The sequence below is a fragment of the Streptomyces sp. NPDC001219 genome (genome assembly GCF_053597915.1).
Map to the genome: position 1 here is coordinate 103,303 of NZ_JBSFJF010000008.1, position 24,845 is coordinate 128,147.

At 71.1% G+C, this 24,845-nt stretch carries 22 protein-coding genes and 1 tRNA gene; 15 read left to right on the plus strand and 8 right to left on the minus strand.

The features are described from left to right. Nucleotides 1-63: 63 nt before the first annotated feature. The 5 genes from ACWC9R_RS07430 (at nt 64) to ACWC9R_RS07450 (ending at nt 7,739) form a co-directional block, all read left to right on the plus strand. Nucleotides 64-867 (plus strand): class I SAM-dependent methyltransferase, encoded by an 804-nt coding sequence (locus ACWC9R_RS07430; RefSeq protein ID WP_450729414.1) that lies wholly within the window; start codon nt 64-66, stop codon nt 865-867. A gap of 318 nt (nt 868-1,185) precedes the next feature. Further along, complete coding sequence (locus ACWC9R_RS07435; protein ID WP_450729415.1) at nt 1,186-3,021, plus strand: glycoside hydrolase family 15 protein; 1,836 nt, start codon at nt 1,186-1,188, stop codon at nt 3,019-3,021. A gap of 287 nt (nt 3,022-3,308) precedes the next feature. Beyond that, nucleotides 3,309-5,108, plus strand: coding sequence for a coagulation factor 5/8 type domain-containing protein (locus ACWC9R_RS07440; RefSeq protein ID WP_450729416.1), 1,800 nt, complete (start codon nt 3,309-3,311; stop codon nt 5,106-5,108). Between the two features lie 186 nt (nt 5,109-5,294). Next, nucleotides 5,295-6,713, plus strand: a complete 1,419-nt coding sequence (locus ACWC9R_RS07445; RefSeq protein ID WP_450729417.1) for a purine-cytosine permease family protein — start codon at nt 5,295-5,297, stop codon at nt 6,711-6,713. Nucleotides 6,714-7,268: 555 nt separating this feature from the next. Continuing rightward, nucleotides 7,269-7,739: an ATP-binding protein gene (locus ACWC9R_RS07450; protein ID WP_450729418.1), complete on the plus strand. Its 471-nt coding sequence runs from the start codon at nt 7,269-7,271 to the stop codon at nt 7,737-7,739. Between the two features lie 385 nt (nt 7,740-8,124). Here the strand turns inward: ACWC9R_RS07450 and fabV are convergent, their stop codons facing one another. The 3 genes from fabV to ACWC9R_RS07465 form a co-directional block, all read right to left on the minus strand. Then, nucleotides 8,125-9,333, minus strand: a complete 1,209-nt coding sequence (gene fabV, locus ACWC9R_RS07455) for an enoyl-[acyl-carrier-protein] reductase FabV (protein WP_450729419.1) — start codon at nt 9,331-9,333, stop codon at nt 8,125-8,127. Nucleotides 9,334-9,510: 177 nt separating this feature from the next. Then, on the minus strand, nt 9,511-11,829 hold the full coding sequence (locus tag ACWC9R_RS07460) for a hypothetical protein (RefSeq protein ID WP_450729420.1): 2,319 nt from the start codon (nt 11,827-11,829) through the stop codon (nt 9,511-9,513). 3 nt (nt 11,830-11,832) lie between these two features. Further along, nucleotides 11,833-11,904 (minus strand) — tRNA-Gly (locus tag ACWC9R_RS07465). 97 nt (nt 11,905-12,001) lie between these two features. Between ACWC9R_RS07465 and ACWC9R_RS07470 the strand changes: the two genes are divergently transcribed. Then, nucleotides 12,002-12,460: a hypothetical protein gene (locus ACWC9R_RS07470; RefSeq protein WP_450729421.1), complete on the plus strand. Its 459-nt coding sequence runs from the start codon at nt 12,002-12,004 to the stop codon at nt 12,458-12,460. A 19-nt stretch (nt 12,461-12,479) separates the two neighbouring features. Here ACWC9R_RS07470 and ACWC9R_RS07475 read toward each other — a convergent pair whose 3' ends face one another. Next, entirely contained in the window at nt 12,480-12,989 is a 510-nt protein-coding gene (locus tag ACWC9R_RS07475) for a VOC family protein (protein WP_450729422.1), read from the minus strand. A 60-nt stretch (nt 12,990-13,049) separates the two neighbouring features. On the opposite strand from ACWC9R_RS07475, the gene ACWC9R_RS07480 reads away from it, so the two are divergent. From ACWC9R_RS07480 to ACWC9R_RS07515, 8 genes are all read left to right on the plus strand, one after another. Next, complete coding sequence (locus ACWC9R_RS07480) at nt 13,050-13,199, plus strand: hypothetical protein (RefSeq protein ID WP_450729423.1); 150 nt, start codon at nt 13,050-13,052, stop codon at nt 13,197-13,199. 276 nt (nt 13,200-13,475) lie between these two features. Continuing rightward, on the plus strand, nt 13,476-14,789 hold the full coding sequence (locus ACWC9R_RS07485; RefSeq protein WP_450729424.1) for a helix-turn-helix domain-containing protein: 1,314 nt from the start codon (nt 13,476-13,478) through the stop codon (nt 14,787-14,789). Nucleotides 14,790-15,021: 232 nt separating this feature from the next. Continuing rightward, complete coding sequence (locus tag ACWC9R_RS07490; RefSeq protein ID WP_450729425.1) at nt 15,022-15,645, plus strand: toll/interleukin-1 receptor domain-containing protein; 624 nt, start codon at nt 15,022-15,024, stop codon at nt 15,643-15,645. Beyond that, nucleotides 15,642-17,951 carry a hypothetical protein gene (locus tag ACWC9R_RS07495; RefSeq protein ID WP_450729426.1) on the plus strand — a complete coding sequence of 770 codons (2,310 nt, stop codon included), beginning with the start codon at nt 15,642-15,644 and terminating at the stop codon, nt 17,949-17,951. The genes ACWC9R_RS07490 and ACWC9R_RS07495 overlap by 4 nt, the downstream gene beginning before the upstream one ends. Nucleotides 17,952-17,980: 29 nt before the next feature. Further along, nucleotides 17,981-18,883, plus strand: a complete 903-nt coding sequence (locus ACWC9R_RS07500) for a hypothetical protein (protein WP_450729427.1) — start codon at nt 17,981-17,983, stop codon at nt 18,881-18,883. Then, nucleotides 18,880-20,160 carry an OmpA family protein gene (locus ACWC9R_RS07505; protein WP_450729428.1) on the plus strand — a complete coding sequence of 427 codons (1,281 nt, stop codon included), beginning with the start codon at nt 18,880-18,882 and terminating at the stop codon, nt 20,158-20,160. The genes ACWC9R_RS07500 and ACWC9R_RS07505 overlap by 4 nt, the downstream gene beginning before the upstream one ends. Nucleotides 20,161-20,175: 15 nt before the next feature. Continuing rightward, nucleotides 20,176-21,750 (plus strand): hypothetical protein, encoded by a 1,575-nt coding sequence (locus tag ACWC9R_RS07510; RefSeq protein WP_450729429.1) that lies wholly within the window; start codon nt 20,176-20,178, stop codon nt 21,748-21,750. After that, entirely contained in the window at nt 21,747-22,166 is a 420-nt protein-coding gene (locus ACWC9R_RS07515) for a hypothetical protein (protein WP_450729430.1), read from the plus strand. Before ACWC9R_RS07510 ends, ACWC9R_RS07515 begins: the two co-directional genes overlap by 4 nt. Before the next feature lie 43 nt (nt 22,167-22,209). Here the strand turns inward: ACWC9R_RS07515 and ACWC9R_RS07520 are convergent, their stop codons facing one another. Continuing rightward, nucleotides 22,210-22,644 (minus strand): HIT family protein, encoded by a 435-nt coding sequence (locus tag ACWC9R_RS07520; RefSeq protein WP_450729431.1) that lies wholly within the window; start codon nt 22,642-22,644, stop codon nt 22,210-22,212. 164 nt (nt 22,645-22,808) lie between these two features. Continuing rightward, nucleotides 22,809-23,375: a GNAT family N-acetyltransferase gene (locus tag ACWC9R_RS07525; protein ID WP_450729483.1), complete on the minus strand. Its 567-nt coding sequence runs from the start codon at nt 23,373-23,375 to the stop codon at nt 22,809-22,811. A 117-nt stretch (nt 23,376-23,492) separates the two neighbouring features. Here ACWC9R_RS07525 and ACWC9R_RS07530 point away from each other — a divergent pair, with 117 nt between their 5' ends. After that, nucleotides 23,493-23,891 (plus strand): DUF3662 domain-containing protein, encoded by a 399-nt coding sequence (locus ACWC9R_RS07530; RefSeq protein ID WP_450729432.1) that lies wholly within the window; start codon nt 23,493-23,495, stop codon nt 23,889-23,891. A gap of 42 nt (nt 23,892-23,933) precedes the next feature. Here ACWC9R_RS07530 and ACWC9R_RS07535 read toward each other — a convergent pair whose 3' ends face one another. Next, nucleotides 23,934-24,020, minus strand: coding sequence for a DUF4326 domain-containing protein (locus tag ACWC9R_RS07535; RefSeq protein ID WP_450729484.1), 87 nt, complete (start codon nt 24,018-24,020; stop codon nt 23,934-23,936). Between the two features lie 107 nt (nt 24,021-24,127). Next, nucleotides 24,128-24,433 carry a hypothetical protein gene (locus ACWC9R_RS07540; RefSeq protein ID WP_450729433.1) on the minus strand — a complete coding sequence of 102 codons (306 nt, stop codon included), beginning with the start codon at nt 24,431-24,433 and terminating at the stop codon, nt 24,128-24,130. Nucleotides 24,434-24,845: the final 412 nt, after the last annotated feature.

Consider the following 24,845-nt stretch of genomic DNA (forward strand, 5'->3'; position numbering starts at 1 on the left):
GCGGTTCCAGCGCCTGTCCACAGGCACACGGGCCCGCCTCCGGCTGTCTGCCAGAATCGCCGCATGGCTGAGGACGACGCTGCACGCGGCTACCTTCTGGACAACAGGCAGTCCGAGGCGGGAGTCCGCTTCGGTGCCCTTGCCGAGCTGTTCGATCCGGTGACGTTCCGGCACGTCGACCGGCTCGGAATCGGTCCGGGCATGCGGTGTTGGGAAGTCGGCGCCGGTGGTCCCTCCGTAGCCCTCGGGCTGGCCGAACGCGTCGGCCCGCGCGGTGCGGTGGTCGCCACCGACATCGATGTGTCCTGGACCCGGGAGATCGCGGGCGGCCCGATCGAGCTGCTGCGCCACGACGTGGCGGCCGACCCGCCGCCGCCCGGCGGCTTCGACCTGGTGCACGCCCGGCTGGTCCTGGTGCATGTCACCGACCGCGCCGAAGCCCTGCGCCGGATGGTCCAGGCGCTGCGGCCCGGTGGCTGGCTGCTCCTGGAGGACGCCGACCCCGCGTTGCAGCCGTTGCTGTGCCCGGACGAGTCGGGCCCCGAACAGCAGCTCGCCAACCGGCTGCGGTCCGGTTTCCGTTCCCTGATGGCGGCGCGCGGCGCGGACCTCGCCTACGGGCGGACCCTGCCCCGAGTGCTCCGCGAAGCCGGCCTGGGCGAGGTGCAGGCCGACGCGTACTTCCCCGTCACCTCGCCGGCCTGTGCCGTGCTGGAGGACGCGACCGTACGGCAGATCCGCGACCGTCTGGTGGCGGAGGGACTGGCGACCGAGGCGGAGATCGAACGGCACTTGGCGAACGTCGCCACCGGGCGGCTCGACCTGGCCACCGCCCCGATGATCTCCGCCTGGGGACGCCGTCCGTAACCCGCCCCGAGGGCGCCGGGGCGCGGGGAGCCGGGCAAGGCGAGGGCGCGGGAGTCGACATGCCCGTCACGGTGAGTGGCCAATGGTCACCCTGTGGCTGGGGTGGGCGACGACCGAGGATCGTCCCTCTCCCGCCGCGCGACGACGCACGCCACAAGCACCACGACGCATGCCTCTACGCCCGCCCCACGATGCCCCACGACACCGCCATCGCACCGCCGGGCCGGGTAGTTCTGCTTCATCCGGCCGGTCGCCGCTCGCATTGTCTGGGGGGTAATCTGAATTCACTGCATCTGCTCCCCCAGCCGGGGAGGGTATATGACCGCCGGTGTGAGCCTCCGCCCCAGTAAGGCGGACGCACTCCGTTATACGCCCATCGCCGAGCACGGCATGATCGGCGATATGCGTACCGCTGCGCTCGTCGGTACCAACGGCACCATCGACTGGTATTGCTGCGCACGGTTCGACGCGCCCAGTGTCTTCGGGGCGCTCCTGGACGCCGATCGTGGCGGGGCCTTCGAGCTGGCCGCGGACGTGCCTGCCCGGACGAAACAGTTCTACTTTCCCGACACCAATATCCTCATCACGCGATTCTTCGCGGACAACGGGGTCGGCGAGGTCCAGGACTTCATGCCGATCGTCGACGACTCCCGTGAAGCGGACCGGCACCGGCTGATCCGGCGGGTGCTCTGCGTGCGCGGATCGCTGCCGTTCACCGCCCGGGTGGCTCCCCGTTTCGATTACGGGCGCAGTGTGCACACCGTGAGTTCTCAGCAGGGCCAGATCGTGTTTGACTCCCCGGGTCTTTCGCTGGCGTTGTCGTCCAGCGTTCCGGTCGAGATCGACGGTCCGGACGCCTGCTGCACGTTCACGCTGGACGAGGGCCACGCCGCGGTGTTCGCCCTCGACCGGATCGGTGACGGGGTGGCGCCGCGGGCCTGTCCGCTGACGGAGGCGGAGGAGCTGTTCGGTAGCACGGTGCGGTATTGGCGTAACTGGCTGTCGCACTCCCGCTATCGAGGACGCTGGCGGGAGATGGTGCACCGCTCCGCGCTCACTCTCAAGCTCCTCACCTACGCGCCGACCGGCGCGATCGTGGCCGCGCCCACGACCAGCCTGCCGGAACAGATCGGCGGCGAGCGGAACTGGGACTATCGCTATGCCTGGGTGCGGGACGCCGCGTTCTGCATTTACGCGCTGCTCAGGCTGGGCTTCACCGACGAGGCCAAGGCCTTTGTGCACTTCCTGTCCCAGAACGTCTGCCTCACGGACTGTGCCGCCGGTCCGCTGCAAATCATGTACGGAATCGACGGGCGCAGCGAACTGCCCGAGGAGGAACTCCTGCATCTGGAGGGCCACTTGGGCTCCAGCCCCGTCCGGATCGGCAATGACGCCGTCAACCAGCTCCAACTGGATATCTATGGCGCGCTGATCGACTCGCTCTACCTTTATGACAAATGGGGAGAGCCGCTGTCCAGCGAGCACTGGGACACCGTCGGCAAACTCGTGGACTGGGTCTGTGACAACTGGGACCAGCCCGACGAAGGGATTTGGGAGACCCGCGGAAAGACCCAGAACTTCCTCTACTCACAGCTGATGTGCTGGGTGGCGCTGGAACGGGCGATGCGGATCGCCCTTCACCGGGGCCTGCCGGCGGACATGATCCGCTGGGGCGCGGCCCGGGACGCCATTTACCGGCGGATCATGGACCGTGGCTGGTCCGGCAAGCGGCAGGCGTTCGTTCAGCACGAGGGTGACGATGTGCTCGACGCCTCGGTTCTGATGATGCCGCTGGCCAAGTTCATCTCCCCGACCGACCCGAAGTGGCTTTCCACTCTGGACGCCCTGGGGGAGGAGCTGGTGTCCGACTCGCTGGTCTATCGCTATGACCCCCGCAGCAGTCCCGACGGGCTGCGGGGCGAGGAAGGCACCTTCTCGATCTGCTCGTTCTGGTATGTCGAGGCGCTGTCCCGGGCCGGCCGTGTGGACGAGGCGCGGCTCGCCTTCGAGAAGATGCTCACCTACGGAAACCACCTCGGCCTGTACGCGGAGGAAATCGGCCGCACCGGCGAACAGACCGGCAACTTCCCCCAGGCCTTCACCCACCTGGCGCTCATCAGCGCCGCATTCAACCTCGACCGCGCCCTGGGCTGAGGCCGCGCACATCAGGCAGATGGTCGCCCGCTCGATGTGCTGCGGGCCCGGTGACACCACCTCCTGAAGGCGGAGCCTCAGCGGACGCAGCATTGGGATCTTGAAGGTACGGTTTCGTGCTGCATCAACCAGCCCTGAACGGCAGCAATGTGACGGGCTATCAATTGCTCTCCCGGTTTCCTGACAGAACCCTTGACGCATCGATCACACATGGTGAACATGCTTCGGGCAAGAGAGCGCTCCCATGAACTTCCATCGTTCACTTCCTGAATGAGGAGAGCTGCCCCATGCCCATACCCCCCACGGCCGACTCGGCGCCCGCGCCCGGCACGCCGAAGCCCTCCCGACGCAGCGTGCTGGCCGCGGTGGCGGCCGCCGTTCCCGCGGCGAGCCTGTCGGTCCTCTCCACCCGGGCGTCCGCGGCGCCTGCCCCCGCTGCGCTGCCGGGCGGCGGGGACCTCGGTCCGAATGTGCTGGTCTTCGATCCCGCCATGCCCGATATCCAGGGCAGACTTGACGAGATCTTCCGGCGGCAGGAGTCGGCCCAGTTCGGCGACGGACGGTTCGCGCTCCTCTTCAAACCGGGCACGTACCGAGGCCTGAACGCCCAGATCGGGTTCTACACCTCGATCGCGGGCCTCGGACTGTCGCCCGGTGACACCACCTTCCACGGCGATGTCACCGTCGACGCCGGCTGGTTCGACGGCAACGCGACACAGAACTTCTGGCGCTCGGCCGAGAACCTCACACTCCATCCGGCCAACGGCACGAACCGGTGGGCCGTGGCGCAGGCGGCGCCGTTCCGGCGGATGCACGTCAAGGGCGGACTGAACCTGGCGCCGGACGGTTACGGCTGGGCCAGCGGTGGCTATATCGCCGACAGCCGCATCGACGGCACCGTGGCGCCCTACTCACAGCAACAGTGGTACATCCGCGACAGTGCGGTGGGCGGCTGGCAGAACGCCGTCTGGAACATGGTGTTCTCGGGCGTCGAGGGCGCCCCGGCGCAGAGCTTCCCCGACCCGCCGTACACCACGCTCGCCACCACCCCGGTCTCCCGCGAGAAGCCGTTCCTGTATCTCGACGGGGCGGACTACAAGGTCTTCCTCCCGGAGAAGCGGACCAACTCCCGTGGCACCACATGGGGGAGTGGCACACCGAGGGGCGAGTCCGTTCCGCTCAGTGAGTTCTATGTGGCCAGGCCCGGTGTCGATGCGGCAACTCTGAACGCGGCGCTGACCCAGGGGCTCCACCTGCTGCTCACCCCCGGGATCTACCACCTCGACCGGCCGGTCGAGGTGCGGCGTGCGAACACCGTGGTCCTGGGGCTGGGATACCCGACCCTCGTTCCGGACAACGGCGCGACGGCCCTGAAGGTCGCCGATGTCGACGGGGTGCGGCTCGCCGGGTTCCTCATCGATGCCGGCCCGGTCAACTCCGCCACGCTCCTGGAGGTCGGCCCTGACGGCGCGTCCGCCGACCATGCCGCGAACCCCACCACGGTTCAGGACGTCTTCCTGCGGATCGGCGGGGCGGGACCCGGCAAGGCGACCACCGGCATGGTGATCAACAGCAACCACACCGTCATCGATCACACCTGGGTCTGGCGGGCCGACCACGGCGACGGCGTGGGCTGGGAGACGAACCGGGCCGACTACGGGGTCCGCGTCAACGGTGACGACGTCCTGGCCACCGGGCTCTTCGTCGAGCACTTCAACAAGTTCGACGTGGAGTGGCGCGGCGAGCGGGGACGCACGGTCTTCTTCCAGAACGAGAAGGCCTACGACGCGCCCAACCAGGCCGCCATCCAGAACGGCGCCACGAAGGGCTACGCCGCCTACAAGGTCGCCGACACCGTGACCACCCACGAGGGGTGGGGTCTGGGCAGCTACTGCTACTACAACGTCGATCCCACCATCCGCCAGGACCACGGGTTCCAGGCGCCGGCCACACCGGGCGTGCGGTTCCACCATCTGCTGGTGGTCTCCCTCGGGGGCAAGGGGCAGTACGAGCACGTGATCAACAACCTTGGTGCTGCCACCTCGGGCACCTCGACCCTGCCGTCCACGCTGGTCTCCTACCCGTGACCGTCCGGTGGAGGTGATCCGGGGACCGCCGCCATCCCAGGCCACGGCGCACCCGCCCGGCGCCCTGCGGACGGCACAGCCTCCGTACGGTAGCGGCCGCGGTGGCGGCGCCGTGTCAGGGGGCCGTGACGGGCGGGCCGGCTGTCCGGCCTACCGTAGGGCGCATCTGTTGATGCCTGGAGAGTCATGACCATCGAAGAATCCGCCTTCCGGGGGCGGATGCCTGCCCGGCCCGGCGACCTGGCGGTCGAGCGGCACGGAATCGGCCCGGTGCCCGAAAGTAACCGCTATGGAAAGGCTGCCCGCCTTTTCACCGTCTGGTTCGCCCCCAACCTCACCATGACCGGAGTGTTCTCCGGCACGGTCGGTGTCACGCTGGGGCTGGACTTCTGGACGGCGTTCACCGCGATGGTGCTCGGTACGGTCGTGGGCGCGGTCCCGGCCGCCTACCTGGGCACGTGGGGCAGCCAGACCGGAACCGGTCAGCTCCCGCTCTCGCGGCTCGCCTTCGGGCGCGGGGTGGCCCTGCCCGGCATCATGCAGTGGCTCTCCTCTGTGGCCTGGGACGCGCTCATCGGCCTCTTCGGCGGCGAGGCGCTGGCGCAGCTCCTCGGCTGGCCGTTCTGGCTGGGGGCGCTGGTGGTCCTACTGCTCCAAGGGGTCGTCGGCGTCTTCGGCTACGAGGCGCTCCATCAGCTCCAGACGGTGATGACCTTCGTGCTGGGCGCCGCGTTCGTGGTGCTCAGCGTGCGGCTGCTGTCCGGTGTGCCGCTGCCCGTCTCGGGCTCCGCGCACGGCGCCGACCGGTTCGGGGCCTTCGTCCTGACCAGCACCATCGCGCTCAGCCTGGCCGTCTCGTGGGCGCCCTACGCCTCGGACTTCAGCCGCTACCTGCCCCGGACGACATCCCGGCGCCGGATGTTCTGGTACTCCCTGCTCGGCATGGTGCTCTCCTTCGCCTGGGTCCAGGCGCTGGGGCTGTGGGGAGCCGAGCTGTTCACCGACCAGACCGCCGCCGGGGTGCACGGACTGCTGGGCGGCGGCGTCCTCGGCGCCTTCGGGCTGCTGGCCATCGCCGCCGCGGCAGTGTGCAGCAACGCCATGAACGACTACAGCGGCTCGCTGGCCCTGCAGGCGGCCGGCATACGGGTTCCCCGGCCGCTCGCCGCGGCCGCGGCCGCCGTGCTCGGCTTTCTGCTCGTCCTCTGGATGCACGGCGCGGACACCGCGCTCCGCTTCCAGAACGTGCTGCTGTTCGTCGGCTACTGGATTCCCGGTTTCGTGGGCATCGTGCTCGTCGACGCGTGGCTGCGGGCCAGGGCCCGGGGCGGTGCGCCGATCGACGTCGAGGCCGAGTTCGGCCGTCCCCAGCCGTGGTGGCCCGCCTGTGTCGCCTTCGTAGTGGCCTTCGCCGCGGCCGTGCCCTTCATGGACACCACCCTCTTCGTCGGCCCGGTGGCGGCCGCGCTGCACGGTGCCGATTTCGCGTACTACGTGGCTTTCCTGGTGTCTGTGGCGACCTATGCACCTTTGCGGCTTTTGGCGCGCGCTGACGGTGCCAAGGTGGCGGAGCCGGTCGCGGCCGCACGGGGAACGGAAGGGTGAGCCGGGGGCGGGCTGTGGACGGCGCCGGGCGTGGGGCGCGGCGTCTGCCCTGAGGCGTGTCTGTGGCTGCGCCGCCCTTGTGTGGCAAGGGCGTCCCCGGGCGGGCGGAAGGTGGGTCCGGGGGCCGCTGCACTGAGGCGCCCGCCGTGCGACGGAAGGAACGCAGGCACTTTTACCCGTCGAATCGAACGGCAAACTGCGGCGTAAATTCCGAATGCCCGCGACGGATACGGGCACGCGAATGTCCGGAGGATGACAACTGCGGTACCCCTTCTTCTGATGCTGCCGCACTGATCGTTTTCGGTGCCGGAATCGGACGGTGAGCCTGATGGCCCGGGAGGTCATCGTGCTCACCGTCCGGCTTCCGGCACCGTGAGATGGTCCGCGGCACTTCGCTTGTCCGTGTCCGCCGGGACAGGTCAGGGTTCGATCATTCCGATGTTGCGAACGGCAAACATTTTCGTCCGAACTCGGATATGTGTGGTTGATAGCTCGGGAAGGGGGCACGCTTTCCGGCCTGAAGGCAAGTCGACGCGATACGAGGTGAGCTTTATCATGAGCACCGCCGAGGCTCCGCGCACGGTCACGGCGTTGCCGGTGCTGGAGCTTCAACTGGACTGCTATTCCGAAGTGGTCGGGCCCGCCCGGCATCTTGCGGCAACCTTCCTGGAGCGCCTGGAGCCCGCCCTGGAAAAGGACTCCAGGGACGCGGTGATCCTGGTCGTCTCCGAACTGGTCACCAACGCCGTACGACATGCGGGCGGGAAGCTCTGCACGCTGCGGCTGACCGCCGACCCGGAGTCGGTGCTGGTCACCGTGGGCGACTCCAGCCCCGCGCTGCCGCGGCCCCGTACCCCCGACGTGTCCGGAGAGGGCGGCGGCTTCGGCTGGTCGATGGTCTGTCGCCTCGCGTCCTCCGTAGAGGTCCACAGCAAGCCGGCCGGTAAGACGGTGACGGCGGTCATCCCCCGTCAGGACTCCTCGGGCAGCGGTCCCTCAGACCGTGACGCGACAGCCACGGCCTGAGAGCGCACCGCACACCCCGCAATTCTCGGTGACTCCCGTCACCGCGCCCGCCAGTTGATCCCCTGGGAATTGATGGGGGTATACACGCAAGGCGCGCGGCATCAGCGGTGAGACGGATCATCCCCATCGGCAGATGGATGAGGACGGCGAAACCGGAAGGGCCGAGACGACGCCCCGACATCGCCCCCGAATTGTCTGAGGGCGCAATCCCGTTCCGATTGCACCGCCTCACGGTTGTTCGAATCCCCGGCCGGTCAACAGCCGGGTCAACGCAGCGAGTTACTCCGGCAAACCCCAGGGTGACGGAAACGCGACCACATCCGGTGACGGGCACTCGAAATCCTCGTCCTCACCGCTGCCGAGCGCTCGTCGGCATTCTTCCGGGTCAGGAGCGGGCGTCCGGCCAGGGCACCTGGGTGGCGGTCGGGGCCGTGTAGTCGATTCCCGGCACCGCGAAACCGTAGAGCCGCTGGACCTCGGAGTGGAACCAGTCGAGGTCGGCGAGGCGGGTGATGCTCTCGGTCGTGGCCGACTCCCACCGCTCGGTGACCGCCGCCTGGACCGCGCTGTTGAGCTCCCAGGAGTCGAGACGGACCCGGCCGTCGTCGTCGACGTCGAGGGGACGGGCACCGGTGAGCTGGTCCCACAGGCCGGCCAGCTGGGCGACCGGCGGCACCATGCCGTCACCGAGCACGCCGCGCAGCAGGCCCACGTAGAGCGCGATGCCGGGGATGGCGGTGGAGGACTGGGTGACCGCGGCGCCGTTGACGGAGGTCACCGCACGGCCGCCGACCAGCTTGCCCAGCCGCTCGTCGAGCGTACGGGCCGTCGCTTCGAGGTGGGACTTGGCGGCACCGATGGTGCCCTGCCGGTAGATCCCGTCCGTCAGCGGCGAACCGATGTAGGACAGGGCGGCGGTGGTGAAACCGTCGGCGAGCAGCTCGCGGCCGGCGAGATGGTCGATCCACCGCTCCCAGTCCGCGCCGCCCATGACCGCGACCGTCTGCTCGATGTCGTCCTCCGAGGCCGGCGCGGTCTCCACCTCCTTGACCTCCGGCGTCCCGTCGCTGTCGAAGACGAGCGTCTTGGTGCGGTACGCCTCCCCGATGGGCTTGAGGGCCGAGGCGTAGGTGGCGCCGGTGTCCGGGTCGGTGCGGCGCGGAGCGGCGACCGAGTAGACCAGATGGTCCAGGCGGCCGAAGCGCTCCCGGAGCAGCTCCGCGACCTGGTCCTTCATCGCGTCGGAGAACGCGTCGCCGTTGAGGAAGACCATCTCGTGACCGTGCCGGCGGGCGAGTTCGGCGGTGGCGGCGGTGCGGTACCAGCCCGCCGTGGCGGTGCGCCGCTCGGTGGGGGCCTTCTCGAAGCAGACGGCGATGCCGCGGATGCCCACCCGGGCGAGGCCGGCGATCGTCGCGGCCAGCCCGTAGCCCGCCGAGGAGCCGATGACGAGCGCCACCGGCGCATCGCCCGGCACCTCGGCGGGGGAGGGGACGTCGTGCCACATCTCCTGCACCAGACGCTCGCAGCCGGCCGGATGGGAGTCGAGGAAGAGGAAACCGCGGCTGCGCGGGGTGATGACTCGTTCGCTCATGACGCACGTCCTTCGGGTCGTCGCGGAGGAAGGGGCGGCCGGCGCACCGGCGCGCACCGCGTCCTGCAAGTCTGCGACCAAGCACCCTCGCATGATCGATTGCGCGGGCACAGTAATGAGCAGGGGGTTTTGGAGATTTTCGCTCAGTTCGGGCAGGGCGGGCGGCGTGTTGACGTATCAGCGTGTCGCGGGCTGCCCCGTCGGCGGCAGCCGGCGCAGCCAGTGCTCCCCGGTGCTCCAGCCGAGGAAGCGGCGGGCCCGGCCGTCGAGCGCCGTTCCGTCGTCGGCGAAGCTTCCGCCGCCCGCGACCAGGCGCAGCCCCGCCAGCGCGGGCGCGAGCCGGGCGGCGACATGGGCCGGGTGACGGGCCGTCTCCTCGTCCAGCCGGTCGAGCAGCTGGGGCTGCTCGGCGGGCGGGCACAGCGAGAGAAAGAAGACCAGCTGCCGCCACGCGTACGCCGCGTCCTTGATCGTGGCCAACGGCCGCGGGTGGTGGTGCACCTGGGCCGTCAGCCGGCAGACCGTACGGAAGCAGCGGCCCGCCAGGTCCTGCCAGCCGGGCTCCGGGGCGATGCCCACCTGGCGTACGAGCGTGGCCAGGTTGTGCGTGGTGAGGATCTGCGCCTGCTCGATCACCTGGCCGTTCGCCGCCACCCAGCTCCGCCCGGACGACCCGGCCCGTGCGATGCACAGCTGCGCGAACCGCGGGGAGCTGCGCGGCCGGTAGCTGCGGGTCAGCGCCTCACCGGCCTCGACGACCGCGAGGTCGCGGATCGCCTTGTAGTCGATGCCGTAGTAGCGCTCGTACAGCGAGCCGCGCAGCAGCTCGCCCGCGATCCGCGCGGCCGTGAGGAACTTCGGGCTGAAGGTGCCCATGAAGATGTCCGCCGCCAGCTCCTCGACCATCGGCGCGCCGAGGTCGGCCTGGCGGGCCAGCACACCGAGTTCGCGGACCAGGGGGTTGGGCAGCAGCGTGCCGGGGAAGCCCTGCACCGCCAGCTCGCCCAGCTGCCGCAGCGCGGAATGCGCCTCCTCCTGCGCCGCCTCGTCGCCCCGCTGCCCGGACACCGCCCGTACCCACGGCAGCTCCTCGACCCGTACCTGCCGCTCCAGACGGAGCAGCAGCAGCGAACGGCGGTTACGGAACGCCCGGTAGTTCGCGGCCATCAGGGTCCGCAGCGCCGCGTCGGGGTACGCCTGAGCGGTCGTGGCGGCGACCAGCTGCGGCACCAGCTCGGCCAGGACCTCGGCCGACGGCACCACACCCCGTTCGACAAGGGTGCCCAGCGGAGCGCTGAGCGCCGCCTCGACGACCCTGCGGATCGTCGCCGGGACCGGCGCCCCCGAGGGCAGCCCGGTCTCCCGGCGCTCCTCCTCGGTCACCGGGACCACCAGGGCGTCGACATCGGCCGCGCCGATGTCCTGGGGGAGCGCGCCGAGACGGCGGAGCACCAGCTGTGCCAGCGCGTGGTGCGAGGGCAGCGCCCCCTGCGCCGCCTGCCGGCCACGCAGCGCCTGATGCCGTTCGGACCCGGGCACTCCACGGCGCCGCACCATCGAGGCGACGGCATGCCGCAGCAGCCCGAGCCGGCGGGCACTGAGCGGACGCCCGGCGACGGTCTCCGCCAGGGCGCGGCGCAGGATGCCCAGGTTCTCCTTGGGACTGCGGTGCTTTCGGCAGTGCGTATGGGCCGCCGCGAGCTGCCGGTACCGGCGCAGCAGCACGGCCCCGCGCTCGCGCCAGTCCGCGTCCGGAGTGCGCGCGAGCACACGCTCTCCCTCCGCCGTCTCCAGCCAGAGGACGAGCAGTTCGTCGGCGAACGGCTGCCAGACCGTGAGCGCCTCCCGCTGGGCCTCGACCGCGGCGTGCGGCCGCCGCCGCGCCAGGGTCCGGCCGGCGTCGGCGACCGTCCGGCGATGCACGGCGGACGCGTCCGGCAGGGGCGCCGCCGACGGCCGGGGGGTGAACCGCAGCCGGCCGGCGAACGGTTCCAGCACCTCGACGAGCTCCGCCGCCTCGGTCAGCCGCCCGGAGCGCACCAGCCAGGCGACGGTGAGCAGTGCGGCTTCCTCGGGCACCGCCACCTCATAGCGCCCGTTGTCCAGCAGCGCCCACAGGCCGGCCAGCCCGGCCGCGGACAGCGCGTGCACGAAGAGCGCCCGGCGGTCGGCCGCCACACCCGCCAGGCGCGCCGCCTCCTCCTCGTACGGCTGGAGCGGTCCGCCGGCGCTCGCCTCACCGGTCGCGAAACCACCCCGGACGACCTCGGGGGTCACCCAGGCCGGAAGACCGGCCACCGGGGTGCGCGAACCGACCGTCAACGAGCCGCCGGCCAGGCCGTCCAGGACGCGTTGCCAGCGGTGGGCCCGGTCCTCCGCGCGCCGGCGGGTCCCGTCTTCCTCGTGGGTCAGCGCGGTGACGAAGGCCTTCGCCAACTGGTCGTGCGCATAGGACGGGACCCGGGTGAGGGGCTGCTGCTCAGCGTCGTCGTTCATAAGCCGACGTGGCGGGTGCCGCCCCCGCGCCCTCCGGGTAGGAAGCCCGGCGCTCTACTGCTGAGCTACACGTCGATGATCGGGAGAGTAGAGGCAGCACGGCGGCCGGGCAAACGAGTTTTCGACGGCGGGCGTATGACCCGGACTTGGCGTCGGCACCTGGGTGTTCGCGGTGATCTGGTTCCTGGTGTTCGGTCCGGCCGGGGTGGTCATGGCGTGGGCCGTGTGGGGTGACCGGGACGCCTACCCGGCGTTCGACGCGACCGGGGTGTGGCGGTGGCACGGCAAGTCGGCGCATGCGGTCATGCCGTGGGACGCGCTGGAGACCGTGGGCCTGTTCTGGTGCCCGGGGCCGGGCAACACGGGGCGGCGGCTGATGAGCCTCGAACTGTGCCCCACCGGCGGCGTGCCGGAACCGCAGGAACCGGAGCTGGCACCGCTGTTCGTCGAGGAGCAGGCCGGTCCGGCGGGCATACCGGACCGGCGCTACCGGATCGGCCTCCCGGTCTTCGCCGTCCGCCACTACGGCGGCGCACTGATCGAGGCGGCCCGCTCCGGCGCCGCACACCGCTGGTTCGGCGAACACGAGCGGCCCGCCGGGTACCTGCGGCCCGAGGACCTCATCAGCTGACCGGAGCACTCGCTCCCGGCTACGGCGTGTGACCTTCCAGCTCCTCTGCCAGAGACCTCTGCACATACTCCATGGCTCGTTGGTAGGACGGCTCGGCGAACCGCTTCGCCATCTCCTCGGCGGAGACCTCTTCCAGGCGCTGAAAGATCCACCACAGGTGGCCCTGCGGGTCGCGGACGCGCGCGGCCATCTGGCCGAAGGCCAGCTCGGTCGGCCGCGTCACCAGCCGGGCCCCACAGGCGAGGGCCTTCTCGACGGTCGTCCGGGCGTCCTCGACGTAGACCCGCAGATGCGAGGGCAGGTGCGGCCAGCCGGGCTGACGGTCGAACATCAACACCACCGAACCCGCCACGTCCACCTCGGCGTGGCCGACGCTCCCGTCCTCGTTGAGCACGCGGGCACCGCGTTCGGTGGCGCCGAACACCTGGTGCAGGAACTCGATCTCCGCACCGGTGTCCTGCGATATCACCCAGGGGTCGATCCGTGAGTAGCCAGCGGGAACGGGGCCCGGTTCATCCTTGATCGTCATGCCGTGACCCTGCCACAGATATCGCCCTCTTCGGCGGGAAAACTCCATAATGCGGCGGGCTTGAAGGGCGATCCGGTCGAGATCGCCCCGCCCGCAGGCCGGCGGGCCGCTCCGTTGCCGTTCCTGCCGTATGACGAGGCGCTGTTGGAGCGCATTGTCCACACCGTCGGCCATCTCCTGGAGCACGGTCCGGTCCCTGTCGGGAGCTGAACGGCCGAGCCGGACCGTCGCCCCGTCCCGCCGCTGCCCTCGCCCAGGGGGCGACAAGGGCGTCCGTCCGGGCGGAGTTCTGGGTGTTGCGGAACGGGCGGCGGCTTCGAAGTGGCCGTGGTGTACGGCGTCCTTCCTGGGAGAAGGCGATTTACCTTGCCAGAAGCGGAGCGTGATGAAACCGATAGCAAGCAATTCGTGAAGGGTATGTGGAAGTTGCTGTGATGCGTGGCACACTCCCTTCACCGGTCGCGAACGACGAGGGGGGCGAGCGGGGTGCAGCGGATTCCTGTGCGGTTCGGGGCGGAGTTACGCCGGCGAAGGATTGAAGCGGGGCTGTCGCTGGGTGAACTGGCGAGCCTGATCTGCTTTTCCAAAGGGCACTTGAGCAAGATCGAACGTGGCGTGAAGGCGCCCAGTCACGATCTTGCCCAGTTATGCGACAGCGCTCTCCACGCCGACGGGCAACTCGGCAGCCTCATTTCCGCACCCGAGCGGAATACCGCCGTCACGCCCATGACCGAGGCGGATGTCGGGACGCCCTGGTCCTTACGTATGCACGCCGGCGGCGAGAGCGACTTCACGGCATTCGATCCGGGATCGCCCGGTGGTGGTGTCCTGCCCTCCACCATTGTGAGTTGGTCTCTCGCGCCACCGCTCCTCGAAAGCGGGGAGACGAATTCGGCATTGCCGTACTTCCGCAATGTCTTCGACGAGTTCCGCCGGCTCGGGCAGCTCTTCGGACCCTCGGTGGTCGCGCAGCTCAGCATCGCGGCCACCAGCGCGCTGCGGGGCATGGCGCACCAGGCGCAGCCCGCCCACCGCGCCGTCGTGCTCCGGCTCGCCTCCCGGTTCGCCGAGTACACCGGCTGGATGGCGCAGGAGGCGGGCAGCGACGCCGCGTCACTGTGGTGGACCGAACAGGCGGTCCAGCTGGCCGCCGACGGCGGCGATGACGAACTGGCCGCCTACGCCCTGATCCGGCGCGCCGAACTCGCCCTGTACACCGGCGATTCGGTGGCCACCGTCCAGCTGGCACGGCGGGCCGCACAGCAGGCCCGCAGCGTTCGCATCCGCGGTCTCGCCGCACAGCGCGAGGCACAGGGGCACGCGCTGGTGGGGGACCGCGACGCCTGCCGCCGGGCGCTCGACCGCGGAGCGGAGCTGACGTCCGGTGCGGTGCCGCCGGACGGTACGGACCCGGTCCTCGGCAGTATCCATCTGCCGGATCTGACGGTGTTCGTCGCCGGCTGGTGCATGCACGACCTCGGTTCCCCGGCGGAGGCCGTGACGTTGCTCGCCGATGGTCTGGACGCCATTCCGCCGGAATTCCGCCGCGCCAGAGCCCGATATGGTGCCCGGCTGGCGCTTGCACTGGCGAACGTCGGGGAAATCGAGCAGGCCTGTGCGATCGCGGAATTGGTCGCCTCCCATGTTGCCCTCATCGACTCGGCCACCATCCGCGCTGATCTTCTCCGTCTGAGCCGCGCCCTGAATCGTTGGCCAAAGAATCCTCTCGTCCGTCGGACCCTTCCCCAGCTCGCGATCGGCCTGCACACCCACCGGACCGGTCCGGGCGCACCGGCCTGACTTCCCGAACCGCCGCCCGCCCCGCGCGGAAGACCGCGCGAAGAACCGCACACCCGCCGAACCCGTGGTGTTCCGTTGCCCGGCCGAAAGGCCGAGGGCAACGCGTTGACCACGCCTCAAACCCCTGTGAATCTCGGCTTTATCCCCCTGTGCCCGCGACAGCCCTAGGAACTCTCACCGCATCCGGCTGCCGCAATCCACCGCTGTCATCCTGAGGAAAGGCAGAACACTCATGGCCGGAGTATTCATCAACTACCGGACCGGCGACGGTGCCGTGGCGGCTGTCTTGCTCGACGAGAAACTGAAGGAGGTATTCGGGCCGGAGAACGTCTTCCGGGACCGCCGCACCACGGCGCCGGGCGCCCACTTTCCGCCCGAGCTCTGGCGCCACCTGGAAAGCAGCGGGGTCCTCCTCGTCCTTATCGGCCCGAACTGGCTCTCCGTGTGCGACACCGACGGCCGACGCCGCATCGACGTACCGGGCGACTACGTCCACGACGAGATCCACCACGCCCTCACCTGGCGCAGGACCGTCATCCCCGTGCTGATCGACTCGGCCCGGCTCCCGGCCAAGGAGGAACTGCCCGCCGGCATCGCCGAGCTGGCGGAGCGGCAGTTCATGCAGCTGCGGGTGCCGTACGCCCATCTCGACCTCCCCGTCATCACGGAGGCACTGCGCGCCCACGTACCCGTGCGCAGGACGGAGCCGCAGCACACCACGCAGCCGTCGCCGCCCGCGTACGGCGCCCCGCAGCCCGGCTCGCACTCCACCTATGACGGCTGCGCCGTCGCCAACGGCAGCGGCAACGCCACCGTGAACCAGAACCGCGACGCCCGGGGCGGAGGCCGGCAGTGAGCGAGAGCGAACAGGCCGGGCCGCAGGCCGCGGCGGAGGAAGCGCCCGTCGAGGAGTCCGCTGCCGCCGTGGCCGAACCGGCACCGCCCGCGGCCGACCCCGCGGAGCCGAGCCCGGCCGGACCGTCCGACAGCACCGGGACCACCACCGCGAACGCGCCGGACGACCCGGCCGCGGCCACGAACGGCGACAGTCGGCCGTCGGCCCAGGACACCGTCCGGTCAACTCCCCGCCGGGAAACCGGCGACGCCGGCGACTTCACCCGCTACCAGGAGGCCCGGCAGCAGAACGCCCTGAACAAGCTCAAGCGCAGTGCCGTCGCCAACGGCAGCGGCTCCGCCTTCTACGCCGAGCAGCTGACCCTCGGCGGCGACAGCGGCGTCGAGATCCAGGTGCTGAGCGTCTCCCCGCTGACCGTCGCCCACCACCTGGACTCCCATCAGGACGTCGACCAGCAGACCCAGATGGCCGCCCGGCTCGCCGCCCAGCACGTCCTGGTGCTCGCCGGGCAGCCGGGCAGCGGCCGCCAGGCCACGGCACTGACGCTGCTCGCCGGCCGCTGCCCCGACGACCACCTCAAGATCCTGCACAGCGAGGCCCAGGGCATCCTCCAGGCGCTCTGCCAACGCGCCGACGAACTCCTCACCCCCGGCGGCTTCGTGGTGGACCTCGACGACCAGCCGCTGAAACTGTCGACCCTGGAGACCCTCGGCCACCTCGCCCGCAAACACCGCGCCTACCTCGTCATCCTCGGCGAACTGGGCCGGGTGGACCCCGACCGGCTCCAGCCCCACGCCGTCGAGCACCGGCGCCCGGCCCTCGGCGCGATCCTCGCGGTCCATCTGCGCAGACTGCTCGCCGGACACCCCGGAGGGTGCCCCCACCAGGACTGCACCGCCGAGCACACCACCGCGTTCACCACACGGATGCTGGAGTCCCAGCAGGTGCAGCGCACCCTCGACGGAGCCCCGTCCGTACGCAGCGTCGTGGAGTTCGCCGAGCTGCTGGCGCAGAGCATCCACGCCGAGGACACCAGCCTCAGCGACCTCATCGGCCAGTGGCGCGACCGGCTGCGCCGACTGGCCAAACAGCTGCTCCAGGTCCCCGCCGACACCACCCACGGCCCGGTCCTGGACCCGCACCGCCAGGCGTTCCGGATCGCCTACGCGTTCTTCCACGGCCACCCGCTCTCCGACGTCTTCGAAGCCGGAGCCGTCCTCAGCGCGACCGTGCTGCCGCGCTACGAGACCCGGGAACCCGCACCCACCAACCACGTCTTCGAGCGGGAGCTGGACCAGCTGATCCCACCGGAGATGCGCGCCTCGGGGGATGCCATGTCCGGCGGCCGGGCCGACGACAACCCCCGCTGCGCCCGGCTCGTGGACGAGGAGCTGATGCACGCCGTCATCGAGGTCGTCTGGCACGACTACGACAGCCTCCGCGACCCCCTGCGCGAGTGGCTGACCGCGCTGGTCGCCGGGCCGCTGGAACGGATTCGGGTGCGGGCCGCGCATATCGCCGGGATTCTGCTCAGCCATGACTTCGACAGCGTCTACCGGGACCTGATCCGGCACTGGGCCCGCAAGTCCGCGGCGTACCGGCAGTCCGCCGCGCTCGCCCTGGAGATGGCCGCGCACGACCCCCGCATGGTGGGCAGGGTGCGGGCGCAGATCAGAAGCTGGCTGAGCAGCCCCCGGTGGGAGTTCCAGGACAGCGCGGCCCGCGCGTACGGCACCCTGGTCGGCGCCCAGGACGTTCCCGACGCGCTCTGGGCGCTGCGCGAACTGGGCACCCGGCCGGAGCTGGCGTTCAGCAGCTCGGTGGCGTTCTCGATGTCCTGGCTCTACCTCGCCGGCGCCCCGGGCCCGACCGCCGACGCCCTGGACCGCTGGATCACCTCCGGCAACGACCATCTGAGCAAACACGCGATCCGCACCCTGCTCATCCTCAGCCGTTACGGCGCAGGGCCGGACCGCCGCGACCGGCCCGTCCTGGCCGACACCGCCATGAGCGACGAGGACCGCGCCGACGCCCTGGTCCGCCTGTGGCGCCACGCCCTGATGGGGCAGGACAGCGCGACCCGCTCCTGGGACCTGCTGCGGCGCTGGCTGCTCGCCGGGGACGCGGACAAGGAACTGGCCGCCTTCCTGGAGGTCCTCGTGCCGCGCGTCTGGGCCCCGCCGCTCTCCCTCCGCGCCGGGTTCTACCTCGGCATATGGGCCGGCCGGCACCCCGACTCACGCACCATCCGCCAGCTCCGGGACGGGCCGCCCGAGGCGCGGTCCGCTTCCGGCGCCGCGTCCTGACGACACCCCGTACGAAGAGGAGCGAGACCATGACCCAGCGCACAGGACTCCGCATCAGGCTGCGCAACTGGTGGCACCGGATAACGGGCAGGGACGGCGCGGAGCCCACCGGGGGCCCGGACACCGCCGACGACCCGGAGCACGAGGACGGCCCGGCGCTCGGACAGGCGGCACAGCACGAGGTGGCCGTGGAGCTGCCGCCCGCCGAGGAGACGCTGTCCGTGGCGGCCGAGGGCGATGTGTTCACCTTCGAACTCGTCCCCCACTTCCGCTGGAGCAGCCGGGAGATGACGCTGGACGTCCTGCGGGAGCGCGCGGCCCTCCACGAGGAGGCGGCCCGCCGCAAACTGCTGCGACGCGCCTGGTCCGTCGCCCGCGCCTGCGACCCCGGCGACCCGGTGGCCGCCGAGAAGACTGTCAACAAGGAGCTGCGCGGCGGCTGGTGCTACCACGACGACAAGGGCCTCATCCGCTGCCGCCCCTCGGTGCGGATGCGGATGGACCCGGCGCTGCGCGACCATGTGCGGCCCTTCCACCTCGCCGAGGTACGGATGGTGAACGAGCACCGCCTCGGCAGGCTCAAGGCCGACCAGGTGCAGGAACTGACCGAGCGCTGGCTGCAGGTGATGAGCGAACTGGAGCTCCTCGGCACCCTCGGCGCGGCTGAGCGCCGGCTCCTGGTGCCGTTCGCCGCGGCGCTCGCCGACGAGGACTTCTGCAAGGTGATGCAGGCCCTCAAGAACACCCGCCGCAACGGGGCGGAGGCGCTCGCCGACGTCCTCACGGCAGCGGCCAAACACCATGAGCAGGTGGGCCTGTTCGAGTACGCCAACGCCTACGACAAGGCCCTGAGCGAGTTCTGCCGCCAGATGGGGCTGAGCCCCTTCTCCTGGGTGGACACCGTGGGCGAGGTCGGGGAGCTTGCTCCGTGAACGTCACCGACACCACGGACCACACGGCGGCAGCGGTCCGGCGGACCGGACGGCGCCGGGGCACGCCCGCCCTCGCCGGCGCCCTCGGAACGGCGCTGCTGGCCGGCCTCCTCGGGGCATGCGGCGAGGCACCGCGCCTGGACGCCTGCGCCTGGATGAAGGAACCCGCCGACAGCACCGGCCATACGGTCGTCCTCGTCGACGACTCCGGCTCCGTACGCGGCGAAACCGCCGGACGCGACTACGCCCACAGCATCGGCCCGCTGCTCACGGCGCTGGTCGAGCGCAAGGACACCGTCTCGGTCGGCAGCTTCAGCGGCGACCCCGCGCAGATCACCTGGATCGCCAAGGACCGCTCGACCGACTGGCTCAGGGACAACAACAACGCCATCAACCAGAAGAAGCGGAAGCAACAGGCCGTCGGATGCCTGACGGGCCTGGTCGGCAAGGCGCAGCGGGCCGCTCCCCGCAGCGGCGGCAGCGATGTCCTCGCCGCCCTCACGGCCGGAGCGTCCTCGCTCGACGGCACCTCCGGCCGCCGCGGCCTGCTCGTACTGACCGACGGGCTGTCCACAACGGGCTGCGCCGATCTGCGTGCGGCCGCCTTCCGCGACCGGAGCGAGATCAAGGCCATCACCCGGGTCTGCACCGCCCGGGACGAGACACCGGACCTGACCGGGGTACATCTCACGCTCGCCGGTCTCGGCCAGCCCGCCGCTGACCGGCCCGCGCCCACGGCGGCCCAGCGGACCTGGCTGAGCGACCTGTGGCGCACCCTGTGCGGCGCCGGCCGCAAGAAGACCTCCGGCACCTCCTGCACCCTCGCCCCGACCGCCATCGGCACGGCAGAGCACAGCCGCCCGCGGAAGAAGGTGCCCCAGGACCCGGCCGTGCGCTACGCACAGGACCGCCCGGAGAGCTACGAACTCCCCGGTGCGGCGCTCTTCGACACCAACGCGTCCACCGTCCGCCCGCAGGCCCTGCCCCTGCTCAACGATGTCGCGGTCAGCGCCCGCACCACCCCCGGCAGCCGGGTCACCGTCCTCGGCTACGTCGACCCGCGCGGCCGGCCGGACAACAACCACCAGCTGTCCCAGGCACGCGCCGACGCGGTGAAGGACGTGCTGACCGGACTCGGGGTGCGGCGGGTGACGGCACACGGCCGGGGCCTGCCCACGGGCTGCGCGAAGCCGGACCACGCGGCGGGGGGCCGGATGTCCGCCGAGGACAGGCTGCAGTGCGACCGGCGCGTCGATATCCACATCACCAGGAAGTGAGGGCGGCGGGCAGCGATGAACACCACCAACGGAAAGGACCGGGCGGGGCCTGCCGCCCGCTACCAGTCGGCGGTCGACTGCTCCGGCGGCGACCCCGCCTTTGTCGGCCTGGACCTCAGGAAACGGCCGTCCGCCAGGCCCGTGGACCAGACCGACAGCCGGGAACAGGCCGCCCTCATGCGCGCCTTCACCGATGCCAACACCGCGCTGACCGCGGCACAGCCCGGACTCGGCACCGCGGCCACCGCGGTCACCGAGACCTTCCAGGACGCCCGGACGACCCTGGAAGCGGCCGAGCGGTTCGTCGTGGCCCGGTCATCCCAGCAGGCCCAGGAGCGGGTCGGAGAACTGCGAGCCCGCCATGCCGATGACGGGCCGGAGAGCCTGCGCCGCCGGCCGGTGCTCTGGCGACGGCTGCTGTGGCCGACCCTGGTCGCCTGCGTGGCCTTCGACACCATGTTCATCGGCACCCTGATGCAGCGGTTCTTCGGACTGGGCGACGGCGAATTCGGTTACTACCTCGCCTACTTGCCCGGCTTCGGCGTCGCGGTCTGCCTGCTGGCCGCGGGCAGCCTCCTCGCCGAGTCGGTCTTCCGGCGGCGGACCCGTACCGCCCGCACATTGGAGCGGACGCGCCGCGGCCCGATCGCGGCCCTGCGCGAGGCGCTCTGGCCCAGGAGCCCGCGTACGGAACGCCGCAGGGCCGGCGAGCTGCCCTGGCCCAACGCGGCCGGGCCGGTGCTCTTCACCCTGGCCATCCTCACCATGGTCGGCATTTGGGCGCGGATGCGTGCGGCCGGCGCGGTGCGCGAGCACGTCGACCTGGCACCGGACCAGAGCGCCGTCGTCATCCTCACCCTGGTGCTCAGCACCGCCGCGATCGTGGTCAAGGTGCTCGCCCACAACCCCTGCGCCGACAGTGACCGGGAGGCCCGGCAGGGGGTCGCCGACGCCGAGCAGCAGGGCGGGAAGCTGCTGCGGGCCGCCCGGCGCAGCCTGGTGGCGCACACCGCGTCCTGGTGGCGACTGCGGTCCACCGTCGAGGCGGCGGTGAGCGAGGCCCACCGTACGCTCGACGAGGCCTGTATCCGGATCGTCGAGGAGCGCGCCCGCACCGGTGTGGCCGGCAGCTACGACCTTCCGCTGACCGCACCCGTCTGGCCCCGCCCCGCCGCCGCACGCAACGGCACCCGGCCGGGCACCGGAGACCGTCCCACCCCGCCCCGGGCCCGCCTCGAACTCCTCGACCACGCCTACACGGTGCTCGAACGCTATGGCCCCGACGCGCTCGAAGAACGCCTCAACGACATCGCCGCCGACCTGAACGCGCAGTTCCATGCCGCGCCGGGGCAGCCCGTCGCGCAGCCCGAGACGACGAGTCCGGGCGGCGACCGGACACCTGAGGGGGCCCCGGCACCGGAGGACGTCCCGGCCTCCGAGACGGACCACGCGCCGGAAGAGGACCAGGCGGCTGAGGAGCACCAGGCACCTGAGGAGGACCGGCCGGGGCCCGCGGAACCACCCGCGGGGGAGTCCCACGACGCCGGGACGGACCGCCGGCCGCCCGAGGCAGGAGGCCCGGCCTCATGACCGCGCCCGCCCACCTCGGCCCGGACGAGGTGAAACACCTGGAGTTCCTGCAGGCCGTGATCGCCCGCCATGCCAACACCTCGTTCCTGGTCAAGAGCTGGGCCATGACCGTCAGCGGCGCCTTCATCGCGGTCGCCACCCGCGGGCCGAGCTGGAAGACGGCCACGGTCGCCCTGGGCCTGGCGGCCGGGTTCTGGCTGCTCGACAGCTACTACCTCCGCCAGGAACGGAGGTTCCGCGGCCTGTACGAGAAGGTCGCCGAGCGCGGGAGCCCGGGGGTGCCGCCGTTCAGCATGGACGCCGAGCGGCACGGCGGCCCCGTGCCCTGGCGGGCGGTGGCACTGTCCCGGACGATGCTGCTCTCCTACGGCGTCCTGGTCGCCATCGACACCATCACGGTCCTCTTCCTCGCCTGACCGCCGGGGACGGTCCCCGCACCCGCACGGCCCGCGCTGCGGTTCAGCTCCCCGCGGGCCGAACGGCGGTCCACGGCAGCAGCAGGCCGTCGCCCTCGGCGCGCGGGACGAGGTGGAGATGAAGATGGCGGACGGTCTGGGTGGCCGAGGCGCCGCGCGAGGTGATCACGTTGCAGTCCCCGGCCTCCGCGGCGAGTTCGGCGGCCCGGAGCATGGTGGCCGCCGACACCACCGGGTCCTCGGCGACATCGGCGACATGCACCCGGGGGATGACCAGCACATGCCCGTCGGTGACACCACCGTGACGGGGCCGGATGGCGATGGTCTCCGGCCATTCGCGCAGCACCGTGGCCGGCGCCCGCCCGCAGACGATCAGACAGAAGGGACAGCCCGGCAGCCGGGGGCTCAGCGGACGCCGCGGGCGGACCTCCGGCGGTGTCTCGTCGGCCAGTTCGCGGAACTCCCCATCACTGACCATCGTTCCTCCGCAGGGCTGGCCGGGCGGGTCGGACTGGTGTCACCGGCCCGGGCCGACGGGCACATCCTCTGCCTCAATAATCGACCATGGGCCCCGCGCATGCGGCGCTTGACCCGCTTCCGGCCATGTGTACGCCGCCGTCCGCCGTCCCGGGCGAGCCGTCCTCACCAGAGCCTGTCGACCTCGCCCGGATACACCTCGATACGGGAGTGCGGAAACGCGGAACGGTGACTCCGCGCCAGAGGCGAGAAGAAGCCGCCCAGGGTGACCTTGTCGAAGCCGGGCCGGTCACTGGGGAACGGGTTCACAGGCGTGCCGCCGATGAGCACGGCACCGGGCAGCCACTGCCAGCCCGCGCCTTCGTAGAACGTCCGCAGCGGCCGGTCGCAGGTGAACAGGCCGACGTCCAGGTCCATGCCGGCCATCGCCGCACGGGCGGCCGTCACCAGGCGGTGGCCGTGGCCCATTCCACGGGCGGTGCCGCGGGTCACGACCGTGCTCAGGCCCGCGGCCCGGTAGCGCTGTCCGGCGTGCACGATCTCCTTGGTGAGGATGTCCAGCGCGGCGAGCACCGTGGCACCCTCGACCAGCAGCATCGACACCGGCCGCAACGCCGGGTCGTGGGCGAACGTGCCGGGCGCCGACGCGGAGTCCGGTGGCCATGCCTCGTCCTGGAGCTCGCACACCTGCGTCCGCAGCGCGGGTGGGGTGGCGGCTTCCGGGAACGTCATGATCGGCACGCGCTCATTGTGACGGCCCGCACGGCGGAGGCCAAGGGAGTTCCGGCGCCGGACCCCGCCCCCGCATGGTGCCGGCATGTGGCGTTCCCCCTGGGGCAGGCGACAAGCATGGGAATACTGAGGCGTTGGGAGCGCGTGGTGGAGGACTGCGAGAGCGCACTGTTGGCCAAGATCTTCCACACCGAACCGGTCGAGTTGCTCCACGCGCTACGGCAGGAATGCGACAACCACGCGGTCGTGTGCAGCCCGAGCCGGGTCCTCGTCCCCAACGACTACACCGTCGAACTCGCGCAGCGGGTGCACGACGAACTGGCCGCCCGTGGCGGGGAGGTGGGCCGGCAACTGACCGATGTGCTGGCCCGGCACGCCGCCGACCGCGGCTACGAATGGGCGGGCCCGCTCACCGTCCATGTCACCGCGGCCGAGGTACCGAACGGCCGCTACCGCATCTCCAGCGCGGCCCTCGCCCATATTCCCGCCGTCGCCGCCGGTCCCCGAGGGGCGTGACCCGCCGGGGCCCGACCCCGAACCCCGGCCGGCGCCGGGCGCTCACTCCGCCGCGTCGGCCAGCTCGGCGAGCACCTGGGCATGGCGGGGCTCCGGAACACACCAGCAGCCGAGCCGGCGGCCCCGCAACCGGCCGGACGGCCGTCCCCGCGTGACCGCGGATGTGCGCGGGAACGGGCCGCCCTGCTCGGGTCACTGTCAGCGGCTACCGGTCAACTGCCGCTTCCGTGGCGGGTTTACAGCGGCCGGGCCCACAGGTCGTACTGGAGGCCCGAGCCGTCGCAGAAGGGGTCGGCCCACTTGCCGCTGCTGACCAGGTCGGTGCCGGCCGCCTGGCAGCCACTGAGGGTCCAGAACTTCTTGCCGGTCCACACCGTTCCGGGAGGGCCGTCCATCGGCTTGACCTGCTGCTGCGCGGAGGAGACGGTCGGCGCCGCGCCCTCGGCCCCGGTGGCGGCGTGCGCCTGGGAGGCCCCGGTCAGGCCGATGACGGTGAGCGCGGCCGCGGCGACCGCGGTGCTGAGAATTCGCCTGTTACGCATGGGTTGTCCTTTCCCCGTGATCAGGGCCCCGTGCGGGCCCGTCACCCTGCACACGGATGACACCCCCGCGACGTATGACACCTCTTCATGTGACCTGGGTCACATCACTGTTGGGGGTGAGCGGGGTCCCGTGCTCATGGCGGCGACCGGCGAAGTTCCTTGACCGAAAAGGGATTTGACGGGTGGGCGGCCCCCTGGGAGTGGCTCCGCGTGTCTGGTAGGGAAGTGTGCCGTGGCGCCCGATTTCGTCTGGGGGTGCGAGGTCGGCGCCGAATCGGCCGTGATGGCGGGTGTACGGCGTGATGTGCCCGTGTCGGGAGGTGTGGGATTGCTTGTGCAGGATGTCCCGACCTGCGGATTTACCTGTTCTTTTCAGGGTGTTGGCCGGAGACGCTTGCCTTGGATGTGCGGG